Raw genomic sequence first — 20,437 nt, forward strand, 5'->3', positions numbered from 1 at the left:
TTCTATACTTACAAATTCCACTTCATTTTGAGTATTATTTCTAGTATGAAACACAGTTACCACCGCCTTGTATTGTTACTTATATTATAACAAATTAACGCGGTGAATTGTTAAAGTATTCTAAATAAAAACAGGCTGTCGAGGGTTTTTCGACAGCCTGCAACTCCCTACTTAGGGAGTTTTATTGATTATTTGGTTATATACATAACGAAGAATATCTCCACGACTCACTACACCAATTAGTTTCTTGTTTTCATCAATTACAGGTATTTTTTTAATCCGGTGTTTAGAGAATATGTTCAAGGCTTCCTCAAGCCTTTGTGACTCATTTACTGTTATAATATCTTTCGTACGCATAATTTTTGAGACCTGGAAATCAAGGCAGTACGTTAATTTGTCTTGAAAATCCTCTTGTTCAGCTACTAATACTAGTGAGAACATATCATAAACAGTTCTACCTTGAGGTTTTACATAACGAATTACATCTCCATCACTAATCACTCCAATTAGGTCTCCATTGTCACCTACAACTGGAACTCCCCCAATCTTGTTTGCAACTAGAATTTTTAATAATTCTTTGATCGTTGTTGATTCCGTTACACTAATTACATCCGTAATCATGAAATCCCGTATTTTCATTCAAACACCTTCTTGTTAGAGTTAATAGTAATTATATAAAACGAAAGGTTTAAAAACAAATGAAGATAAAGTGAATCTTCAATCAGTGGGGGGTTACGGCGAACAGGAAGTGCTAATGCCGACAATGCGATAGGTTGTCACGTTGTTTGTCGGCCTGACAGTTACATGCGGGATAAATAAAAACCAACCATTTAATTTTGGTTGGCAAATGTGTACATTAATTCGATGTGATTTCTCGATATTTACCTTCGAAGAATAGCAGCGGCTCACCGTTATTCATAGAAAGGGATGTAACTTCTGCTATTACGATGGTATGATCTCCCGCTTCCACCAAATCACTGACCTTACACGATAAGCTAGTTAGGGAATCTTCTAGAACTGGCGCACCATCAAGCGAAATAAAAGGTATATCCTTCTCTTTTTTTATTTGTTTTGCATACACCATAGAAGCTTCCTTTTGTTGTTCAGATAAAACACTAACACCAAACGATGTTGAAAGTTTAAATCTATCATGCATACTAGCTTTTTTATCGATAGAAATGGCAATTAATTCTGGGTCTAACGAAATGGACATAAAAGCATTAACTGTCATAGCTTTAACGCCTATTTGGTTATCCCGCATAGCTACAATAGTAATCCCTGTAGCAAACTTGCCCATTGCATCACGAAAATCTCGATCATTCATGCTGAAGTCCCTCTCTCCCCTTAATTACAAATACATTAAAACAAGGTTACCATTTATATAAAATTATTTAAATTTAAATGCTCGTATTAGTTTACATAATTATATTATGGTTAACTGTAATGATGATTAAAAAATACAAGACCATTTCTAAATGATCTTGTAATAGTTAAATCCTTATTATGTGTTAATTTTTCGTTTCGTTTGTTTTATAAGTCTTCGGTTTCTGATGTTGTTTAGCAATATCATTGTTCCTTTGTAGCATAGTAGAACCTAAATTATTATTTAATGCAGCCTCTTCATTTAATTTTTCTTCTTTTTTCATGTTATCTATTCCCTCCGTTTGGATGTTGTATTATTTGTTTAACTCATAGGTTAAATCTCTTATCCCTCTTGATAATTAAATAATATTTTTTTCAATAATTCCTTTCGTACGTTTTGGATTTTCAATATAGTATTGAACCCCATAAAGAATGAATGCCTTATAGAACAAATAAAGGAAGAATTGGAATCGATTTAGTTTATGTAAATTGGCTATCTTTACTTTTTTTAGCAATTGTACGAATGGGAATGCAAACATCCCATTTGCAACTGCATTGAGTAGTAGAAACTTTTTAAAATTCCCATATGTTAGCTTAAGAACCCACATTGCCATAGGCATATAAGGGCCAATGCTAAAAGGTAATACATCAGAAGCGAATGAACGTGGTTTATCATAAAACAACCACCATTTCCGCTTCTGTCCAACGAATTGATTTAAAACTTCTATTACAACAATGATAAATGATGCTAGTGAATATCGCTTAATATTTCGCTTATCCAGAAAAAACACGGATAACCAAGGGAGTAATATTAAAGCAAAATTAAATACCAAATGTCTCTTTGATAGCAAGAGCTTTCACTCCTCCGCCTTAAATAGCTTTATTTACTTTTATAAGTTATCCATAAGAACAAATATCATTCAAAAAAAGAAGTCACACATATGTGTAACTCCTTTTTTCCTGCTTAATAATACAATAAAATTAAATCAAATCACCGTTTTATAATAGAGATGATATTCACTTAACTGGTCAAAGCCTAATTTCTTAGCAAGATTTAAAGAAGCGTCATTGGTGCAATCACAGTCCCAAACAGGCAAAATTCCAAGTTGGAAACAATGATCAATAAACGCTTTGCTTAAATGGAAAGCCATTCCTTGTCCCCGTGCTTTCTTGGTTGTATGAATATCTATATTAGCATAATTTTTACTCCTGAAAATTGAAGTACATTCACTAACTATTTCATTTATGTGATTAGTAGCATAGAAACCAATACCATACTTTACATATTGGTCGACATTCCCCCAAAATGCTTGATAATACGTTTTATTAAAATAATTGCTTCTGAAGATGGACTCGTGAGTAATCGGATGAATATCAAAACTACCCGAGTTATGTATGTAACGAACATCGTTTAAATATTTATCTTTATTAATATGTAGAATCGTTCTTTTCATCTTTTTCGTATTACTAGTTATGATATCTTCAATTACTTCATCCCACTTGTTAGTTGGAGAAAATATTGTAAATCGTTCCTCTTCTTTCTTTTTGTAAAAGGAAGTGAAATCATTTATAAATGCTTGATCAGGTTCACCGCATACAAAATACGTACCATCTATTGTTCCAAATAGAATAGCCTTTGGATCTTTTCTTGTATTAGAAAATATTTCCCCTTGTATATATTTTTCCGCAATTGCCCATGCGTTTGTTGGTGTTGTTAGTGGTGTTTCATGAAGAAGAGGGATTATATCTTGATATTGACTTTTTTCAATTGGAATCATAATGACCACCACCCGTTTAGAAAAATAGTTTTGCAAATTAGTAGTTTATTCATCCCTGATTCAATTGAATTTTGCTTTGCAGGGATTGATTCCTTGCCACGTGAACCTTCTGCTAATTTCATTTTTCAAGATCAAAACTCCTTTATTTATGAATTCATTCTATCATAAATATTTGGTTATCTTTACGATAATACAGAATACTTAAATTGTATTTAGAATTCTTGCTCTTGGCGACATAGCAAATCTATCATATTAATACGTAGAAAATAGAAATTATTTACTAAGTAAAGCCCCGTAATTTTACAGGGCTTTTACTTTATTAGTTAATATTAACTTCTACTCGATTCGTTTCTACTTGTTTGTTTCCAACTGTGACAACTGCCCAAATTTCAAAGGAGGAAACAGAACCAACGTCACTTTGGAGATACATTAACAAATCTTCATATTGCGTATCAAAGGTAACAATGTCTGGCTCACTGCTATGGAATTCAAGTTGACTATTGTCCAAAGGAATCTCATCGCCGTTTCTATCCATAGCTGCAATAGATAGGTGTGCTAATCCACCTGGATCAATCGTTGTCGGATCGATTGTTAATGTTGCCCTATCCAATTGTTCATTGTCAGCTGGATCATCCATAAGGAATTTGGCATCCGCCCAAGCACCGTGTCCATGACCATTTGTTCCACCTTCAATGGTGCGATACACCAATTTTAGTTCTTCCTTACCTTTAATATCTATACTAACAAATTCTTGTGGTGTACTTTTTCTCATTGGAGCAGATTCGTAGGCTAATTCACCATCTAACCATACTTCATAGACAAAGTAATTTCCATCGCTATTGGCATGTTGCTCGACACCAACGTACGTTTCAAAACGGTCAAATTCCCAATCAGTTAAGTCGTAGACAATTTCAGAATTAGCATGCATCCCTATACCTTTCTGATAAACAACTCCATTACCATCTTCACCAAGTAATGTGATAGGTAATCCACCAAGGGATAAATCTTTTTGAATCGTTCCCCATCCTGTCGTAGCACTTTCCCATTGAATGTCACTTATATAAAGATCTGTGACAGGGTCAAAATGGATGGTATAAGTTTCTTCTAAAAATCCATCCTCTGTTCGGACATGAATCAATGTATCACCCGGTAATTCATCTGCCTCTTCCATTTCGACAATCACATCATCTCGTGCTGGAACCACCTCCACTTCAGGAATGGATGAATCGATTGCACTAGAGAATGTATGCGTATATTCAGTTACATCGGTATGGAATCCATCTAATGATTCGCTATTGATCTTAATATCCTCTAGTAACTCTAAATTAATGTGACGTTTACTTAAGTCCATTGCAGACTGACCATTAGTAAATGGACGTAATGTATACGTATGAGAATAGGATTGGTCGGTATATAGCATATATTGTGGAAGAGCTGTTCCTGTCCAGCTATTCCAAACACCCATTTGCTTATAGTTAATGTTTAAGACAATATCATCAAGTTTCGTTAACTCAAATGGATGTGACGCCTGTTCCAGATCATCCTCAGCATAGTGAAGAGTTGAAAATTCGAATAATGGTAACCCGCCTACCATTAATCCATTACCGTCTTCGTTCGTTAATGTTAACCAACGAACATCTGATTTATTTCCAGTTTCTTGCGGGCGTGGGTAAGAAAAGAATTGCTCATCGACAGTGCTATTGTACACGTCAACATGTGAACCGTCCTTACGATCCCAATAGTTCTCAACTGGACCACGGCCATAGTAGCTAATATTGTCAAATTCACCAGGTAGCATTAATTCCATTCCGAATGCCGGAATTTCAGAATGCATGACACTTGGCTTAACCGTGCTTCGAACGACGACTTCCCCACTGCCATACACAAAGTAGCCAACACGATATAATGACTCCCCATTAGTTGGAAGAGTGGCATCAACTTGTATGTGAACGACTTTATCATTAATTTCACGAATATTTACATCTGTGATATTCATATTTTCGCCGGCATCTTTCCATAATTCATTTCTCCCTAGCATACCGTTCATGAAATCATTGTCATTACGGGGACGCCAGAAATTTGCAATTGGACCAGATGTTAATAATTCCAATTCATTTTGCTTGAAGGATGTAATGGTACCTAGTTCTTTATCGAATGTTAAGCTAAATTGATCTCCCTCTACTTTAACAAGTGTATCCTCATCCATTACATCGAGAGAGGACATTTCGTCAGTATCAAAGCTAGGAGCTTTAGGTACATCATAAGGCATCTTTAGTTGATTGCTAGCCACTTCAAAGCCCTTTTCAGCCCATGGTTGATCTTCCGCTAACTTGAAACTAACATCTAACCAGTATTCTGCACCAGGTTTTAAGTTTTCAGGTTCTTCAATTGGAAGGGAAATTTCTTTTGTCTCACCACCAGATATATCCGCTGTTATTGCACCCTCTTCAATTATTTCCCCATCCTCTTTTAACACCCATGTACCATCAAATTCTTGAACATTTGTAAATAAGTTTTCATTCTTTATCGTAATAGTATTTGCAGTCAAATCAGCTTCTGATACTTCTATATTTTGATAAACTGCCTTTACTGAATGTAGTTCTGGCTGTGGTGTTCGGTCTGGATTAAGCAAACCATTCATAAGGAAAATACCATCATGAGCATAATCGCCCCAGTCACCACCGTAGGAGAAATAAGTTTCTCCATCATAGTCACTCTCAATTGGAAGACCATCTACTCCACCATCTATTGGAAGGCGTACCGATTGATCTACAAAATCCCATATAAATCCACCTTGTAAATTATCGTAGCTATCTATGATTTCCCAATATTCTTTAATGTTACCAACACTGTTACCCATTGCGTGTACATATTCACACATGATCAGTGGTCTACCATTATTTCCTCGTCTTTCAATGAAGTCCAAATCTGGATACATATAACTATCGAAGTCTGCTAAACTATTATCTTGTTGGAAGTGAAGGAGTCTTGTCGGATCATATTCTTTGATCCATTCTGAAGCTTCTCTAAATACTTCACCGGACCCTACTTCATTTCCCATTGACCAAAAAATAACGGACGAATGATTTTTATGACTTTCAACCATTGTTTTTATGCGATCAAATACAGCCTCGCTCCAGTCTGGATTATTACCTGGAAATGGTCTCATATCATGTGATTCATTGTTCGCCTCGTCAAGAACATAAAGACCATATTCATCTGCTAGCTCATAAAATTTTGGATGGAACGGGTAATGACCGGTACGAACTGCATTGATGTTATATTGTTTCATTATTTCTATATCTTCACGTATTTGTTCTTCTGTCATGGCGTATCCTGTATCAGGGTGTACCTCATGGCGGTTAACCCCTTTGATTGTAATAGGTTTGCCATTTATCATAACTTGCTGGCCATTGATCTCAACTTCTCTAAACCCTACCTTAGTACTTACGGATTCTATCGTCTTTCCTTTTTTATCTTTCAAATTTAATACTAATGTGTAGAGATTCGGTTTTTCTGCTGACCATTTTTTCGGGTTTTCAATCTCTAATTCATTAAAGAATTTATTCTCATTTACTTCAATCAATCCTGTTTGTACTACTTTATCTTGATCATCTATTAATTTTGCTTCAACCGAATAGTCTTTTAATTTCACCTTTTTTTGTGATACTAATTCACCATCAAGTATTAATTTTGCATCTTGGTAGTTTTCATCCAGGTCAGTTTCAACCTTGTAGTCGTTGATGTGCACATCAGGGGCAGCATAGACATAGACATCACGGAAAATACCACTTAGGTCAATCATATCTTGATTTTCTAACCAAGCACCATCTGACCAACGAAAAACTTCGACAGCTAGGGTATTTTTTCCATTTTTTACGTAGTCTGTGATATCAAATTCTGCTGGTGTAAAACTATCTTCACTATAACCAACTTTTTCCCCATTTACCCATACATTAAAAGCTGATTTAACACCTTGGAAAGAAATCTTCACTTGACCTTCCAACCAATTACCAGGAACCTGGAAAGTATGGCGATAGGAGCCAACTTCATTATGTTCAATTGGAACTTCTGGTGGTGCAATCCGTCCGTGCCCCTGCCAAGGATGTCGTTGGTTGAGGTAGATTATTTCTCCATATCCATGCAGTTGCCAATTACTAGGCACAGGAATGGTATTCCAATCACTATCATCGTAATTCACCTGGTAAAAATCTTTTGGTCTTTTATTAGGATTTTCCACCCAATGAAATTTCCAGTTCCCGTTTAACGATTGATAAAAACGCGAACTATCTAAATCACCTTTAATAGCTAGTCTTTCGTTATTGTATGGAATTGTAGTTACACTTGCATCCTCACGGTTTACCTCGAATATCTCTGGTGTACCGTTCCATTCTGAGGTATTCTCTTCTGCTGCACCAATGGAAGAGAGACCAATGATACCGAAGAGCAAAACAAGAAAGAATACTATATTTCTAGACTTCAGTTTTCTTACAAACATAAACAACCTCCTAAACAATTTAATAACTAACTCTTTTATAAGAAGGTAACTCAAAAGTTCAGTATTACTTTTGAGTTACCATCGATAAATTATTTAAATAATATTAATTGAGTGTATTAGTGTTATAGAGTTGGTTAATTTGTTCTGTGCTAAGTGCTTCTTTGTAAAGCTTAACCTCGTCAATCAGACCAATTGTTTGTAATCCATTCGGTCCCCAAGGTGCTCCACCAATGATTAGTGGATTATTATCTGGTCCAACAATCATAGACCCGGCATCCACGCTAATCACTTCTTGACCATTGATATAACCAACCATTTGATTATTTTGCTTCCAAGTAAGCACTAGATGGGTCCATTCATTAGCAGGAATTTCTCCATGATTAAAGCTAACTCTACTACCATTTTCATTCCAAACCTCTGGATAAAGACCATCATCCACACCCAGCACATAACCATTGCCAATAGTTGTTTTACCAATGATTTTCTGATCTGCACTAGGATCTTCAAGATTTACCCATAATGCGATGGTAAACTCATCATGACCATTTAGTAGTTCAGTAGATTCTACTGCAACATAACCACCATCTAGTTTCAAAGCATTGCCATGTATACCATCTACCAATGAAATATTCCCGTGTAGTGTGCCATCATGTCCATATGGAGAGGCATCCATTACTGTAGAGTCTTCTACATTATCAAAGCTTAGGGATAGTACTGGTGCGTCATACAATGCCTTGACTAACCCTGATAATTCGTTGATGGTTACTTGATGCAATCCTAATTCAACGTTACTTACTGTGAAAGAAACAACCTCTTTTTCTCCAGGCTCAAGTGTTATTGTCTCAGAACCTATGGCCTCTCCGTCAAAAGTAAATTGAAGTTCCTTCTCCCCTGCTAACATGCCAATATTCTCTACTTGAACAGAAACGGTCGCATCTTCTCCTGGTTCAACGGTTGGGCCAGTTAGTTCAGAAATATCAAAGATTGGCACCTGTACTACTTCACCATCATATTTCCATTGTCCTTTCCCAGGATTACCTCCAGTATTTATGTTCACAACAGTATGAACCAATGCGACAACATCCGCACGAAGTGATTCTTTCGCTTCCTCAGTAATCTCGTTAGAGTCTTTGTTTAAGAACGTTAAGAAATCATTTAGCTTCTTAATCGTTTGATCGAAATGATCTTTTTCAAATTGATTTACTGCTTGTGTAAATTTATTCTCTAACTGCTCTGATAAAGGTTTTCTAATGTCACCAGCATCACGCTTTTCTTCAAATGATGCATGTACATGTTCGAAATTACCGATGACATCCTTGTATCCTAAAAATTCAATTTCAGCAAACTGAGTCGTGTCGCTTCCACCATTTTCAGTGACTTCCATTCGATAATAGGAATACTCTCCCGGATTTTGCATCTTGAACGGTTTCGTGAACTCACGCCATTTAAAGTCTTCATCCTGTCTTTTATCAACAATCGTCCACTCTTGACCATCCCGAGAACCTAGTATAATCCAACTCTTTGGATCAGATTCCTTATCGTTACCAGATGTAATCGTATACATAGTCGCCCTTTCCATTCCATCTTCAAACTCATATTGCACCCAAGGCTTATCACTATCTAATGTTAGCTTGGTTCCTGAATTATTATCGAATAGACGGTCAGCAACACCTCGGTCACTATGAGATGATTTTCCATCACTATCGTTAGTCAAATCAGCTAATGGATCAGGTTGTAATGATGTACCGTCCGTTGCTGGGTCAGTAATAGAAGTTGGTAATGCATCAACACTAGATCCCCAATCCGATGGTTCTGGCCCCATTTCGAATTCAATTGTTGCCCCTTCTACTAACAAATCGTGAGAAATAGTTGTTTTATTGTACTTCTCACCATTCACCTGTAGGCTTTGAACATATTTATTGGTTTTGCTAACGTTAGGAGCTTTGATGACAAGGTCTTCACCATTTTCTAAATGAATTGTCATCTCCTCAAAATGTGGTGCTCCAATCGCATATTCCGGTAGACCCATTTGCAATGGATAAAATCCTGCAGCACTAAAGATATACCATGCGGACATTTCTCCGTTATCCTCATCACCTGAATATCCTTGGCCAATCTCGCTTCCAATGTAGAGTCGAGACATTACTTCACTAATCTTTTCTTGTGCTTTCCATGGCTGACCAGCGTAATTATACATGTAGATGATATGGTGTGCTGGCTGGTTGCTGTGCCCGTACATACCCATTCTGACATCCCTTGCTTCACGCATTTCGTGAATCACACCACCATAGTGACCAGGATAAAGGGCTGTTTCAGGTGTTGTGAAAAATTCATCTAGCTTATTGGCTAACTGGTCTCTTCCACCATAAAGATTAGCTAACCCTTGACCATCCTGTGGTACGTGGAAAGCCATGTTCCATGCATTCGTTTCCGTGTAATCTCCGCCCCACTCGGCTGGATTAAATTCCTCAGCAGAAGCTCGCCAGTCACCTGATGAAGTTCTTCCCATGAAAAATTCAGTTTCCGGGTTAAACATTTCAACATAATTTTGTGCTCGTGATAAGTAGTATTGATAATCAGCCTGATACTGTTCGTTTTTTGGATCATCTTCGTCCGTTGACTCTAGTAAGGCTTTGGCCATATTGGTAATGGCAAAATCATTGATATATCCATCCATGGCCCACGACATGCCTTCACCTGTCGCTGTACTCGTGTAGCCTTCAAAGATAGATGTCGCTAACCCTTTACGCCCAACACTTTGGTCACTACTTGCAACGGCAGCATTTTTAATTGCTGAATCGTAATAGGCTTCAACATCAAAGTTTGTTACACCTTTTAGATAGGCATCACCAAATGCCACATCCGAGCTCGTACCTACCATTAGGTTGGCATAGCCTGGAGACGACCATCTGGAAATCCATCCACCATCTTTATACTGCTGTACAAAACCATCAATCATATTTCCTGCTTGTGTTGGTGTCAATAATGCATATGCTGGCCAAGTCGTTCGGTACGTATCCCAAAAACCATTATTCACATATGGTTTACCTTCCACAATATTGGCACCAGTTTCCGTTGGTGTATTTTGACCAACAGCATCAGAAAATGGACTTGCGTATTGATACTCAGGATCCTCTTGGGAACCAGTATTCTCATAAGCTATATTGGGATATAAGAATAAACGGTACATGTTGGAATACAACGTAACAAGTTCATCTTTCGTTGCTCCTTCAACTTCAATAATACGGAGCTTTTCATTCCAAAGCTCTTTGGCATTAGCAACCAAATCTTCAAATGTATCATCAGCCTTAATATCTTGTTCTAGGTTTTTCTTTGCTTGTTCAACACTGATTAAAGAAGTTGCAATTTTCATCGTGACGGTTTTATCCTCATCGGATGTATCAAACTGTAGAAACCCAAGAACATTATCTCTTCCTTCACCAGTTAACATGCCACTTTCATTTACCGGTTTATCAACAGTTGCGTAAATAAACATTCTTGTTGCACCTGTGGATAGACCGCTACGAACATCTGAGTAACCAGTTATTGTTTGATTATCGGCATCTAAAGTCAATCCACCATTATTGTTTACATTGTCAAAAATTAAGTTGGAAGTGTCATCCGTAAAAGTAAAGGTAAACATCGCCGCTCGATTCGTAGGAGTCATTTCCGTTTTTATTCCATTTTCAAACGTAACACTATAATAATACGGTTTTGCAATTTCATTTTCATGCTTAAAAGCAAGTGCTCGATCATCGCGGTCACCACTTGGATTAGTACCACTTGCAGGCATTACTTGAAATGTCTGACGGTCTCCCATCCATGGGCTCGTTTCGTGACTAAGGGAAAAGGCCTCTAACTCTGGTAAATTATCTTCGTTATTCGCTTGCTGATAACTATACAACCAGCTCGTTGATCCGGCATCCGTTACTGGCGTCCAAAAGTTAAATCCATGCGGTACCGCCACTGCTGGAAAATTATTTCCTCTAGAAAACGTACCGTTAGAATTTGTTCCTCTTAAAATGTCCACGTATTCTGCTGGACTATCATATGTTTCCTCTACCTGGTTGCTTTCAATCTTTATGTCGTCAATACTTCCCTTAAAAACACTAGGTCCATGTGGATTCTTATAAGCAATCAGAATCCGATCAATGGTTTTCCCTGCAGCTACCTCACCAATATCGGAAAGTTTGTAATTCCATTGATTCGGATAAAGCGTGTTTGAGTTTCCTTGTACTTGTGGGTTGAGTGTAATACCATGCTGATCCTCTGCCCCAAGCTCACTCAAGTAAGATCCATCCGTAAATGCTAGATCAACAGAAACATAGGTACTTGAATAATCTAATTCTTCTTGATCCATGAACTGTGGATGGATATAATATGAAAGCTGTGTTTCTGATTCTACCTCAACGTCCACATCGTAAACCTTATTATAGGAATAACCTTCCCCCTCTGCTTCATGTAAACCTTCGTATACTAATGCTTTTGTGCCAGTCCAGCCTACATTAGTTTTTCCAGTATAACTGCTAGATGGCCCATCACCGACATATGCCTTCATATCAGATGGTGGAGGAGGTGGAACGTCTACACCATTGGAAAGTGCAACTTCCGCTAATTGTGTTAACCCATCACCGGAATTTTCTGTAATTGAAAATCGATAGAATGTATATTGTTCATCATTTTCAAACTCATAGATTTTTCTTTCATATCGATTGTCAAAAGTTTGATCAGTTCTTTCATCGATGTCTGTCCAATTTTCTCCATCATTTGACCCTGACATGGTCCAATTTTTCGGATCTCTTCCAGGAGCATCATTTGCCGATGTAAATGCATACTTAATAACATTTTGTGGCTCAGCAAATTCAAATTGGATCCATGCATTAGATTCAAACGCAAGCCACTTCGTATGCGGGCTTTGGTCTATTAAATTTGATTCAATTTCATTAGGAGGGTTGTTAGCACTAGCTGTAACTCTTTCTACCTTGTTCGTAATATCTCCCTGGATTGTATCGTATGGTATTTCCCCGATAACTCCATGAGACATTTTGTTCCCATCAGGATCTATTTCCACCGTAGATTCCCAGGTGATCTGTGCGTCATCTGCTTCAAAAGATGAGAAAAAGTCACTTGTAGTAGCAGCATTTGTTGTTGTTGTCATTGGCAATGATGGAAAAATGGGAAAAAATAACACAAGACAAATAAATAAGGATAGCTTGGAAATAAACTTTTTTCTCATAATCACACTCCTAATAGCTAAGTTTTATAGTAGGGATACTATTTTTAACTAGTTGAATCTATCACCACCTTGATGTAACTTAGTTTTATCTGGAAATGTAAGCGCTTAAAATTATATCTAAGTTTAAAATCTTTCTTTGTTCGAAGTCATTTATACCTTAGTTAAATAGATCGAGAATGCGCTTACAAATCTCATTTTAGTGATTAATTAATTGAAATTATTAGATAATTACCAGCATTAATTTAAGATTTTATGGATTATTTTTAGATGAGGAAAAGGGTTGAGACAATAGTAATAGTGCGTTTGAAGGGGTAAGTGATAGAATTTAAATATATGGTAGGTATAATTAATTAGATGCTAGCCCCCCACCTCGATTAAGGAGATGAGGGGCTAGCACTGAAATTATTCTTACGTTTCTTATTCTTGTAACATTGCTACATGCTTTTTAAAGGAAGCAATTTAAGGACAATATTAAATCAATTTATTTTGGAACGACGGTAACCTTTTACTTTTGTGACCAAGCTAAACTGGATACACTCCATGCTTTCGCTCTGTAAATGTATTATTTTTGGACTCATATACTTCATAACGGGATACTAACTCATCACGAAGTTTATCTGGTTCTACAACAGCATCAATAATCATCTCACTAGCTAAACGATAAATATCAATATCATTCTTATATTCATCCTGTTTTTCTTTAATAAATTGAGGACGTTCCTCCTCAGGTAATGCAGCGATTTTGTTAGCGTATACTGCATTTACTGCTGCCTCTGGCCCCATTACTGCAATTTGCGCTGTTGGCAATGCAAGACAACAATCTGGTTCAAAAGCAGGTCCTGCCATTGCATATAATCCTGCACCATAAGCTTTACGGACTACAACGGAAATTTTAGGTACAGTAGCTTCACTCATGGATGCAAGCATCTTGGCACCGTGTCTAATAATTCCTGCTCTTTCTACTTTGGTACCAATCATAAAACCTGGTACGTCCATTAAGAATAATAATGAGATGTTGAACGCATCGCATAGTTGTATGAATTTAGCCGCTTTGTCAGCAGAATCAGGGAATAATACTCCACCCTTCATCCTCGGTTGATTAGCAATGATCCCAACTGACTTCCCGTTGATTCTTGCTAATCCAGTAATTAGTTCAGGAGCGAATTTCTTTTTGATCTCACAGAAACTATCTTCATCAATAATGCGGTTAATAAAATCATACATATTAAATGGCGCATTTTGATTTTCTGGAATGAGATCAGTTATAGATTTTTCAAAGGATTTTACTTCTTTGGGTTCAACAGAATTAGGTTTTAGTCTAAAGTTAGCTGGGAAATAAGCGAGATAATTACGCGCATAATCGATTGCTTCTTCTTCTGTCTTCACTAACACATCCCCACAGCCTGAAACAGAGCAATGCATATTCGCTCCACCCATTTCCTCTAATGAAACCTTTTCTCCTATGACCTTTTCAGCCATTCTTGGTGATCCTAAATACATGGAGGCATTTCCATCCACCATAACGACGATATCACAAAACGCAGGTATATACGCGCCGCCAGCAGCTGAAGGTCCAAACAATAAGCAAACCTGTGGTACTCGTCCAGATAATTTAATTTGATTATGGAAAATACGTCCTGCGCCTCTTCGACCAGGGAACATTTCAATTTGGTCCGTAATCCTTGCGCCAGCAGAATCGACTAAATATAACATTGGAATTTCTAGATTTTCAGCTGTTTCTTGAATGCGGATTATTTTTTCAACCGTACGTTTTCCCCATGAACCAGCTTTTACGGTAGAATCATTTGCCATTACGGCAACATTTTGCCCATTGATTTTTCCAATCCCCGTCACAACACCATCTGATGGAAGAGAGGGATCAACACAATTAGCAAAAAATGCATCTTCTATATCGATGTCCTCATCAAATAATAACTCTAAACGCTTTCGAACAAATAGTTTTCCTTTTTCTTCATTTTTCTGATGGTATTTATCGTGACCACCCTTCTCAATTTCTTCTATTTTATTTCGTAGTTCATCTACATAAGACATAACAGGTCCTCCCACTTATTTCCCTTGATACCTTGGTTTTCGTTTCTCTTTAAATGCTTGTAAACCTTCCAATCTATCACTGGTTGGAATCGTTTCTTTGTAACATAGATGTTCAATCGCTAAAGCCGTAGATATATCTGTTTGAATCCCTTGATCAATTGCTGTTTTTGCTTGTTTTAATGCGATTGGACCATTTTTGGCAATCAATTTAGCATATTCTAATGCTTTATCATGTACCTGACCATGTGGTGCTAAAACCTCAACTATTCCAATACGATATGCTTCTTCAGCCTGAACAGCTTGAGCGGTATAGATTAATCGTTTCGCTTGCCCTAATCCAATCAAACGAGGTAGGCGCTGTGTCCCACCTGATCCGGGAATTATAGCTAACGATGTCTCCGTTAATCCCATTTTTACAGTTTCATCAGCAATTCGGATATCACAAGCAAGCGCTAATTCTAATCCACCTCCAAAAGCAACTCCATTAATAGCAGCTATCACAGGCATTCGTAGTTTTTCTACCTCAGTAACTGTTTGACCAATATACTGTACAGCTTGAATAACTTGATCCTCTGTCATTCCTTTTCTCTCTTTTAAGTCAGCACCAGCGCAAAAGGCTTTTTCACCGGTACCAATTATGACGGAACAATAGATGGAATGATTTTGATTTACTTTGGAAATTACTGCATTCAAATCATCCAGCAATGCTTTAGACATCGCATTTGCTACTTCTGGTCGATTAAGTCTTATAACAGCAATATGTTCTTCGAAAATCTCTAATTCAACTAAAGACATAGGAACCTCCTAACTATGATAGATATATCTATTCAATAACAGCGAGTACGTCACCTTCGTTAACAAAATCTCCTTCAGCTACTTTTAATTCTTTTACTGTTCCCGCTTCCTCTGTAGCAATTGGAATTTCCATTTTCATAGATTCTAGGATTACGATATCTTGATCTGCCTCTACAGAGTCTCCTTCAGATACAACAATTTTCCATACATTTCCTGCCATGTTTGCTTTTACTTCAGTCATGATTAAATCTCCTCCTTAGTTTTTATGTAATCCTGTTAAGTAATGGTCTTGAACAAAAGCTGTTGTGGTATTACCTCTTTTGTAATGTTCATGATCAACAATGTTCAATAGCATTGGAATATTGGTTTTTATTCCTTCTACTTTAAATTGCAATAGTGCTTGCTTTAACTTAGAAATAGCCTCAGCTCTATTAGCCCCTTTAACAATTAACTTACTAATCATTGGGTCATAGAATGGGGTTACATCATAATTACTTGTAACTGCTGTTTCTAAACGTATGTTTTCACCTTTTGGTACATCAAATGTAGTTATATGTCCTGGTGATGGGAAGAAAGTTTTTGGATCTTCTGCATAAACCCTTACTTCAATGGCATGCCCATCTATACGTAAATCCTGCTGAGATAACCTTAACTCTTCTCCATTTGCAATACTTAGCTGTAATTCGACGATATCAAGTCCTGTAATTTCCTCTGTTACGGGATGCTCTACTTGGATTCTTGTATTCATTTCAAGAAAGTAGAAATTCTCATCAGAGTCTACTAAAAATTCAATTGTTCCAGCATTCGTATATCCAAGTGCTTTGGCCGCATTAACAGCAGCCTCCCCCATTTTATTTCTTGTTGCTTCTGAAATAAATGGTGATGGTGCTTCTTCAATTACCTTTTGATTACGCCGTTGAATGGAGCATTCCCGTTCAAATAAATGAATTACATTCCCATGTTGATCAGCTAGTAACTGTATTTCGATATGCCTAGCATTATCTATTTTTTTCTCTAAAAACATGGACCCATCACCAAAAAATGTTTGAGCTCGCTTCGTGTTACTCTCAAAAGCTTTAATTAATTCCTCGTCATTATGAACAACCTGCATACCAATTCCGCCACCACCGGCTGCTGCCTTTAACATAATTGGGTAACCAATTTCAGTTGCTATTTTAATTGCAGCTTCTGGAGAGGCTACAGCATCCTCTGTACCAGGTACAATTGGAATGTTCGCTTCTTTCATTGCTTTTCTTGCAGCAATTTTATCACCCATCATTTCCATCACGTTACTTTTTGGACCAATAAACGTAATTCCTTCCGCTTCACATCTTTCTGCAAACCTGCCACTTTCACTTAAGAACCCGTAACCTGGATGAATTGCATCTGCCCCGCTTTCCTTAGCTACAGACAAAATTTTATCCACATTAAGATAGCTTTCGTTAACACGTGGTGGTCCAATTAGAAAGCTTTCATCAGCCATAGATACGTATGGCGATTTTTGGTCGGCTTCTGAATAGACTGCTACAGTCAGTATACCTAATCTTTTACATGTACGTATAATACGAGCAGCTATTTCACCACGATTAGCAATAAGTATTTTATTAATCATAATCTCTCCCCTATTTGATCGTGTTTAAGTTATATAAGTGTTCTCTTAACAACCTAGTTGTCTAGCAATAACTAATCTTTGAATCTCAGAAGTTCCTTCCCCAATTTCCAATAGTTTGGCATCTCGCAAATACCTTTCCACCTCATATTCACGCATATAACCGTACCCACCATGAATTTGGATAGCTTGATTTGCAGCTCGAAATGCTGTTTCTGTTGCATAAAGCTTTGCGTATGCAGATTCTTTTGTAAATGGTTTATTGTGGTCCTTGAGCCACGCTGCTTTATATACCATGTTCCTAGCAAGCTCAACTTCCATAGACATATCAGCAAGCTTAAACTGAACAGCTTGAAAATCGGAAATCGATTTTCCAAATTGCTTTCGTTCCTTTGCATAATTTAATGCTCTTTCAAGAGATGCTTGTGCTATCCCTAATCCTAGAGCTGCAATTGAAATTCTGCCACCATCTAATGTATATAAAAACTGTTTGAACCCTTTTTGTGGATCACCTAGCAAATTTTCTTTAGGCACCCGAACGTTATCTAATATCACTTCTGCAGTATCTGAAGCTCGAACGCCCATTTTATCGTAATTACTTGTGATCTTTACACCTTCTGTATCAGTCGGAACGATGATAGCTGAAATGATATTCTTTCCCTTGTCATTTTTACCTGTGACAGCGGTTACAATGACCGTTTTAGCAAAACTAGCATTAGTGATGAAGCATTTCTCACCATTAATTACATAGTCATCTCCATCTTCTACTGCAGTAGTTTTTGTTCCGCCTGCATCTGAACCAGCATTTGGTTCAGTTAATCCAAATGCACCTAATGCTTTTCCTTCAGCTAGCGGAAGTAAATATTCTTTCTTTTGTTCCTCTGTTCCAAAATAATAAATAGGACTGGCACCAAGAGACACTGCTGCAGCATAACTTAATCCTGTCCCCCCACAGATTCGACCAATCTCTTCTACAGCTATTGCATATGATAGTGTATCTCCACCGGAACCACCGTATTCTTCTGGAAATGGTATTCCTAGCAAACCCAGTTCACCCATTTGTTCAAAAATATCAAGTGGAAATTCTGCCTTGGTATCCATTTCAACCGCTCTAGGTTGAATAACATCTTCTGCAAAATCACGCACCATGTTACGTATCATTGACTGCTCTTTAGTAAGTTCGAAATCCATATTAACCTCCTAGTAGTTTAAAATTAGACCGACTGGTTGGTCTGTTCAAATCATAAAAAAATTGACATTACCCATACTATCCAAGTATAAATTCATGATATTCATTACTAAATGTTGGATCATTCGATAAAATTGCACGTAATATTAAATCAACAAATATATCACCAATTTCATCAATTGATTTTTCTCCTGATTGTTTATACCATTTGTAAGTCCAGTTAACCATTCCTAATATTGCCATACTTGCTATTTCTGCAGAAAGACTTTCCCGAAACTCTCCGCATTTCTTTCCCTCGTTTACTACATCAAAAATAATTTTTTTGAATTGGTCGCGCTTACATTTTATTAAGGATTCATATTTTCCTTTTAGATAATTACTTTCCTGATAAAAAACAGAGATGTGTGGTTTATACAAATCAAATACTTTTACAAAGCTTTTAATAATGGCTTGAAGTCTCTTCGTTGGTGAGGTATATGTTGCATTTGCAGTGGTTGCCTTCTCTAATACATACGTGATAAACGTGTCATGAATGACAAATAATAATTCATCTTTTGATGTGAAATGATGGTAAAAACCACCCTTTGATGTTCCGACTGTTTCTACAATTTGTTTTACAGTGACACCATGGTAACCGTGTTCCTCAAATAAATGTAAGGAAGCATGAATTATTTTATTTCGTAAATCCGTTATCGCTCCTCCTCTCATAAGACTTTCAGAATCATCTTATCATATATTTCAGAATATAAAAAGATTTTTTTGTGGCTACTACGGATAGTAATCTTATTTATAACTCTCCCTAACAACTATGTGCTTCACTTCACAAAATCCCTAATAAGTAACTCCAAAGTAGAAATTGACTTGTGTTCTTCTGTGTAGAAAAACAAATCATACTTAGGAAGAACAATTTGACTCCAATTATTTAATATATTAGTTGAAATAGTGACGCCGTTAATTTTCATACTGACTCCTCCAAAACTCTCTCTTACCCCTGTTTCTTTACTTTACTTCTACGCTAATTAATTCTAACATATTATACCTCTAAATTCGGTTAAAACTTCTGAATTATTCAAATCGAGGTAATCTAATTTAAAGTACTACTTATAATCTACTTGATCAAAACTTAATAACTCTTGCACATTACTTACAATTACGTCCTTTATAAATAATAGTTCATTACTCTCAAACTCATTTAATCCCTGATCGCCCAAATAATGATTAACTACTTTTTGAACAGTTGAGCAAGCTTTTTTTGGCAAGAATTTCATCCCCAACTTACCAGCTTCTAACTTTGAAGAAATTAAGCCTTCTTTTAGGAAAAGGTACACTCTAAGCATATTTAAAATGCAATAGATTGGTTCCTTTTCAATATTTTGTATACACTCTTCAAAATCTCCCATAATCGATGATATATAGTGAGAATGTGGAACAATTGGGAAAGTCTCTTCAATTGGCATTCCCTCAATACAAATTCCTCTATTCCTAATAATTGTAATATGCGCAGCTAGATCACCATCAGATTTATCTTCTTCATTAAGGTATTGGTTTTTACCATTTGATAGATCATCTTTATAACGTTCCCTCCAATATTCACTATAATGAAAATCATATTGACTAGGATGCTCCCAATTTTTTAATTGGTCTCTCGTTAAAAAACTTATTTCTATCGGGAAGGGTTTACCTGAATATGTTATAAATAGATTTGCTAATTTTTCCTTTTTAACAGTAGACAATGATGTTGCCGTAACTACTATTAGGTCAATATCACTACTCTTGGGATTAAAACCTCCCATTGCCAAGGAACCGTGTATATAAAGCCCCATAAAATCTTCTTCTACAATTCCTTTAATTTCCTCTAATAAATGAAACACGAGATTCTTTATTTCGAGTGAGCAATCTACCCAACTATTTTCCATTT

The 20,437-nt window shown here is 36.7% G+C and carries 16 protein-coding genes; all 16 read right to left on the reverse strand.

Annotation, left to right across the window (positions count from 1 at the left end):
- Nucleotides 1-171: 171 nt before the first annotated feature.
- Nucleotides 172-639, reverse strand: a complete 468-nt coding sequence (locus GMD78_RS20120; RefSeq protein ID WP_155671634.1) for a CBS domain-containing protein — start codon at nucleotides 637-639, stop codon at nucleotides 172-174.
- A gap of 217 nt (nucleotides 640-856) precedes the next feature.
- Nucleotides 857-1,324, reverse strand: coding sequence for a flavin reductase family protein (locus tag GMD78_RS20125; protein WP_155671635.1), 468 nt, complete (start codon nucleotides 1,322-1,324; stop codon nucleotides 857-859).
- A gap of 184 nt (nucleotides 1,325-1,508) precedes the next feature.
- Nucleotides 1,509-1,646 (reverse strand): hypothetical protein, encoded by a 138-nt coding sequence (locus tag GMD78_RS20130; RefSeq protein WP_155671637.1) that lies wholly within the window; start codon nucleotides 1,644-1,646, stop codon nucleotides 1,509-1,511.
- A 75-nt stretch (nucleotides 1,647-1,721) separates the two neighbouring features.
- Entirely contained in the window at nucleotides 1,722-2,213 is a 492-nt protein-coding gene (locus tag GMD78_RS20135; protein WP_155671639.1) for a hypothetical protein, read from the reverse strand.
- A 135-nt stretch (nucleotides 2,214-2,348) separates the two neighbouring features.
- On the reverse strand, nucleotides 2,349-3,140 hold the full coding sequence (locus tag GMD78_RS20140) for a GNAT family N-acetyltransferase (RefSeq protein WP_155671642.1): 792 nt from the start codon (nucleotides 3,138-3,140) through the stop codon (nucleotides 2,349-2,351).
- Complete coding sequence (locus GMD78_RS21795; protein WP_281349738.1) at nucleotides 3,137-3,262, reverse strand: hypothetical protein; 126 nt, start codon at nucleotides 3,260-3,262, stop codon at nucleotides 3,137-3,139. The genes GMD78_RS20140 and GMD78_RS21795 overlap by 4 nt, the downstream gene beginning before the upstream one ends.
- A gap of 197 nt (nucleotides 3,263-3,459) precedes the next feature.
- Nucleotides 3,460-7,638, reverse strand: a complete 4,179-nt coding sequence (gene lacZ / locus GMD78_RS20145) for a beta-galactosidase, LacZ type (protein ID WP_155671644.1) — start codon at nucleotides 7,636-7,638, stop codon at nucleotides 3,460-3,462.
- Nucleotides 7,639-7,741: 103 nt separating this feature from the next.
- The gene (locus tag GMD78_RS20150) at nucleotides 7,742-12,874 is read right to left on the reverse strand and encodes a GH92 family glycosyl hydrolase (RefSeq protein WP_155671646.1); all 5,133 of its coding nucleotides are present in this window, start codon (nucleotides 12,872-12,874) and stop codon (nucleotides 7,742-7,744) included.
- Between the two features lie 522 nt (nucleotides 12,875-13,396).
- A complete protein-coding gene (locus tag GMD78_RS20155) occupies nucleotides 13,397-14,926 on the reverse strand; it encodes an acyl-CoA carboxylase subunit beta (RefSeq protein WP_155671648.1) in 1,530 nt (509 codons plus the stop codon).
- 15 nt (nucleotides 14,927-14,941) lie between these two features.
- Nucleotides 14,942-15,721 carry an enoyl-CoA hydratase gene (locus GMD78_RS20160; protein WP_155671650.1) on the reverse strand — a complete coding sequence of 260 codons (780 nt, stop codon included), beginning with the start codon at nucleotides 15,719-15,721 and terminating at the stop codon, nucleotides 14,942-14,944.
- A 28-nt stretch (nucleotides 15,722-15,749) separates the two neighbouring features.
- A complete protein-coding gene (locus GMD78_RS20165; RefSeq protein WP_343042458.1) occupies nucleotides 15,750-15,965 on the reverse strand; it encodes an acetyl-CoA carboxylase biotin carboxyl carrier protein subunit in 216 nt (71 codons plus the stop codon).
- Nucleotides 15,966-15,977: 12 nt separating this feature from the next.
- Nucleotides 15,978-17,333 carry an acetyl-CoA carboxylase biotin carboxylase subunit gene (locus GMD78_RS20170; protein WP_155671654.1) on the reverse strand — a complete coding sequence of 452 codons (1,356 nt, stop codon included), beginning with the start codon at nucleotides 17,331-17,333 and terminating at the stop codon, nucleotides 15,978-15,980.
- 45 nt (nucleotides 17,334-17,378) lie between these two features.
- Nucleotides 17,379-18,521, reverse strand: coding sequence for an acyl-CoA dehydrogenase (locus tag GMD78_RS20175; RefSeq protein WP_155671656.1), 1,143 nt, complete (start codon nucleotides 18,519-18,521; stop codon nucleotides 17,379-17,381).
- Nucleotides 18,522-18,597: 76 nt separating this feature from the next.
- Entirely contained in the window at nucleotides 18,598-19,227 is a 630-nt protein-coding gene (locus GMD78_RS20180) for a TetR/AcrR family transcriptional regulator (protein ID WP_155671658.1), read from the reverse strand.
- 107 nt (nucleotides 19,228-19,334) lie between these two features.
- The gene (locus tag GMD78_RS20185; protein ID WP_155671660.1) at nucleotides 19,335-19,481 is read right to left on the reverse strand and encodes a hypothetical protein; all 147 of its coding nucleotides are present in this window, start codon (nucleotides 19,479-19,481) and stop codon (nucleotides 19,335-19,337) included.
- A 135-nt stretch (nucleotides 19,482-19,616) separates the two neighbouring features.
- Nucleotides 19,617-20,435, reverse strand: a complete 819-nt coding sequence (locus tag GMD78_RS20190; RefSeq protein WP_155671662.1) for an aminoglycoside adenylyltransferase domain-containing protein — start codon at nucleotides 20,433-20,435, stop codon at nucleotides 19,617-19,619.
- Nucleotides 20,436-20,437 lie beyond the last annotated feature (2 nt).

Source organism: Ornithinibacillus caprae, assembly GCF_009728145.1.
Taxonomy (GTDB): Bacteria; Bacillota; Bacilli; order Bacillales; family Amphibacillaceae; genus Ornithinibacillus; species Ornithinibacillus caprae.

Excerpts from the sequence above, each read along its gene's own strand:
- GMD78_RS20120 (WP_155671634.1), bottom strand. The coding sequence starts at position 639 with ATGAAAATACGGGATTTCATGATTACGGATGTAATTAGTGTAACGGAA.
- GMD78_RS20125 (WP_155671635.1), bottom strand. The coding sequence starts at position 1,324 with ATGAATGATCGAGATTTTCGTGATGCAATGGGCAAGTTTGCTACAGGG.
- GMD78_RS20130 (WP_155671637.1), bottom strand. The coding sequence starts at position 1,646 with ATGAAAAAAGAAGAAAAATTAAATGAAGAGGCTGCATTAAATAATAAT.
- GMD78_RS20140 (WP_155671642.1), bottom strand. The coding sequence starts at position 3,140 with ATGATTCCAATTGAAAAAAGTCAATATCAAGATATAATCCCTCTTCTT.
- GMD78_RS21795 (WP_281349738.1), bottom strand. The coding sequence starts at position 3,262 with ATGAAATTAGCAGAAGGTTCACGTGGCAAGGAATCAATCCCTGCAAAG.
- lacZ (WP_155671644.1), bottom strand. The coding sequence starts at position 7,638 with ATGTTTGTAAGAAAACTGAAGTCTAGAAATATAGTATTCTTTCTTGTT.
- GMD78_RS20150 (WP_155671646.1), bottom strand. The coding sequence starts at position 12,874 with ATGAGAAAAAAGTTTATTTCCAAGCTATCCTTATTTATTTGTCTTGTG.
- GMD78_RS20155 (WP_155671648.1), bottom strand. The coding sequence starts at position 14,926 with ATGTCTTATGTAGATGAACTACGAAATAAAATAGAAGAAATTGAGAAG.
- GMD78_RS20160 (WP_155671650.1), bottom strand. The coding sequence starts at position 15,721 with ATGTCTTTAGTTGAATTAGAGATTTTCGAAGAACATATTGCTGTTATA.
- GMD78_RS20170 (WP_155671654.1), bottom strand. The coding sequence starts at position 17,333 with ATGATTAATAAAATACTTATTGCTAATCGTGGTGAAATAGCTGCTCGT.
- GMD78_RS20175 (WP_155671656.1), bottom strand. The coding sequence starts at position 18,521 with ATGGATTTCGAACTTACTAAAGAGCAGTCAATGATACGTAACATGGTG.
- GMD78_RS20180 (WP_155671658.1), bottom strand. The coding sequence starts at position 19,227 with ATGAGAGGAGGAGCGATAACGGATTTACGAAATAAAATAATTCATGCT.
- GMD78_RS20185 (WP_155671660.1), bottom strand. The coding sequence starts at position 19,481 with ATGAAAATTAACGGCGTCACTATTTCAACTAATATATTAAATAATTGG.
- GMD78_RS20190 (WP_155671662.1), bottom strand. The coding sequence starts at position 20,435 with ATGGAAAATAGTTGGGTAGATTGCTCACTCGAAATAAAGAATCTCGTG.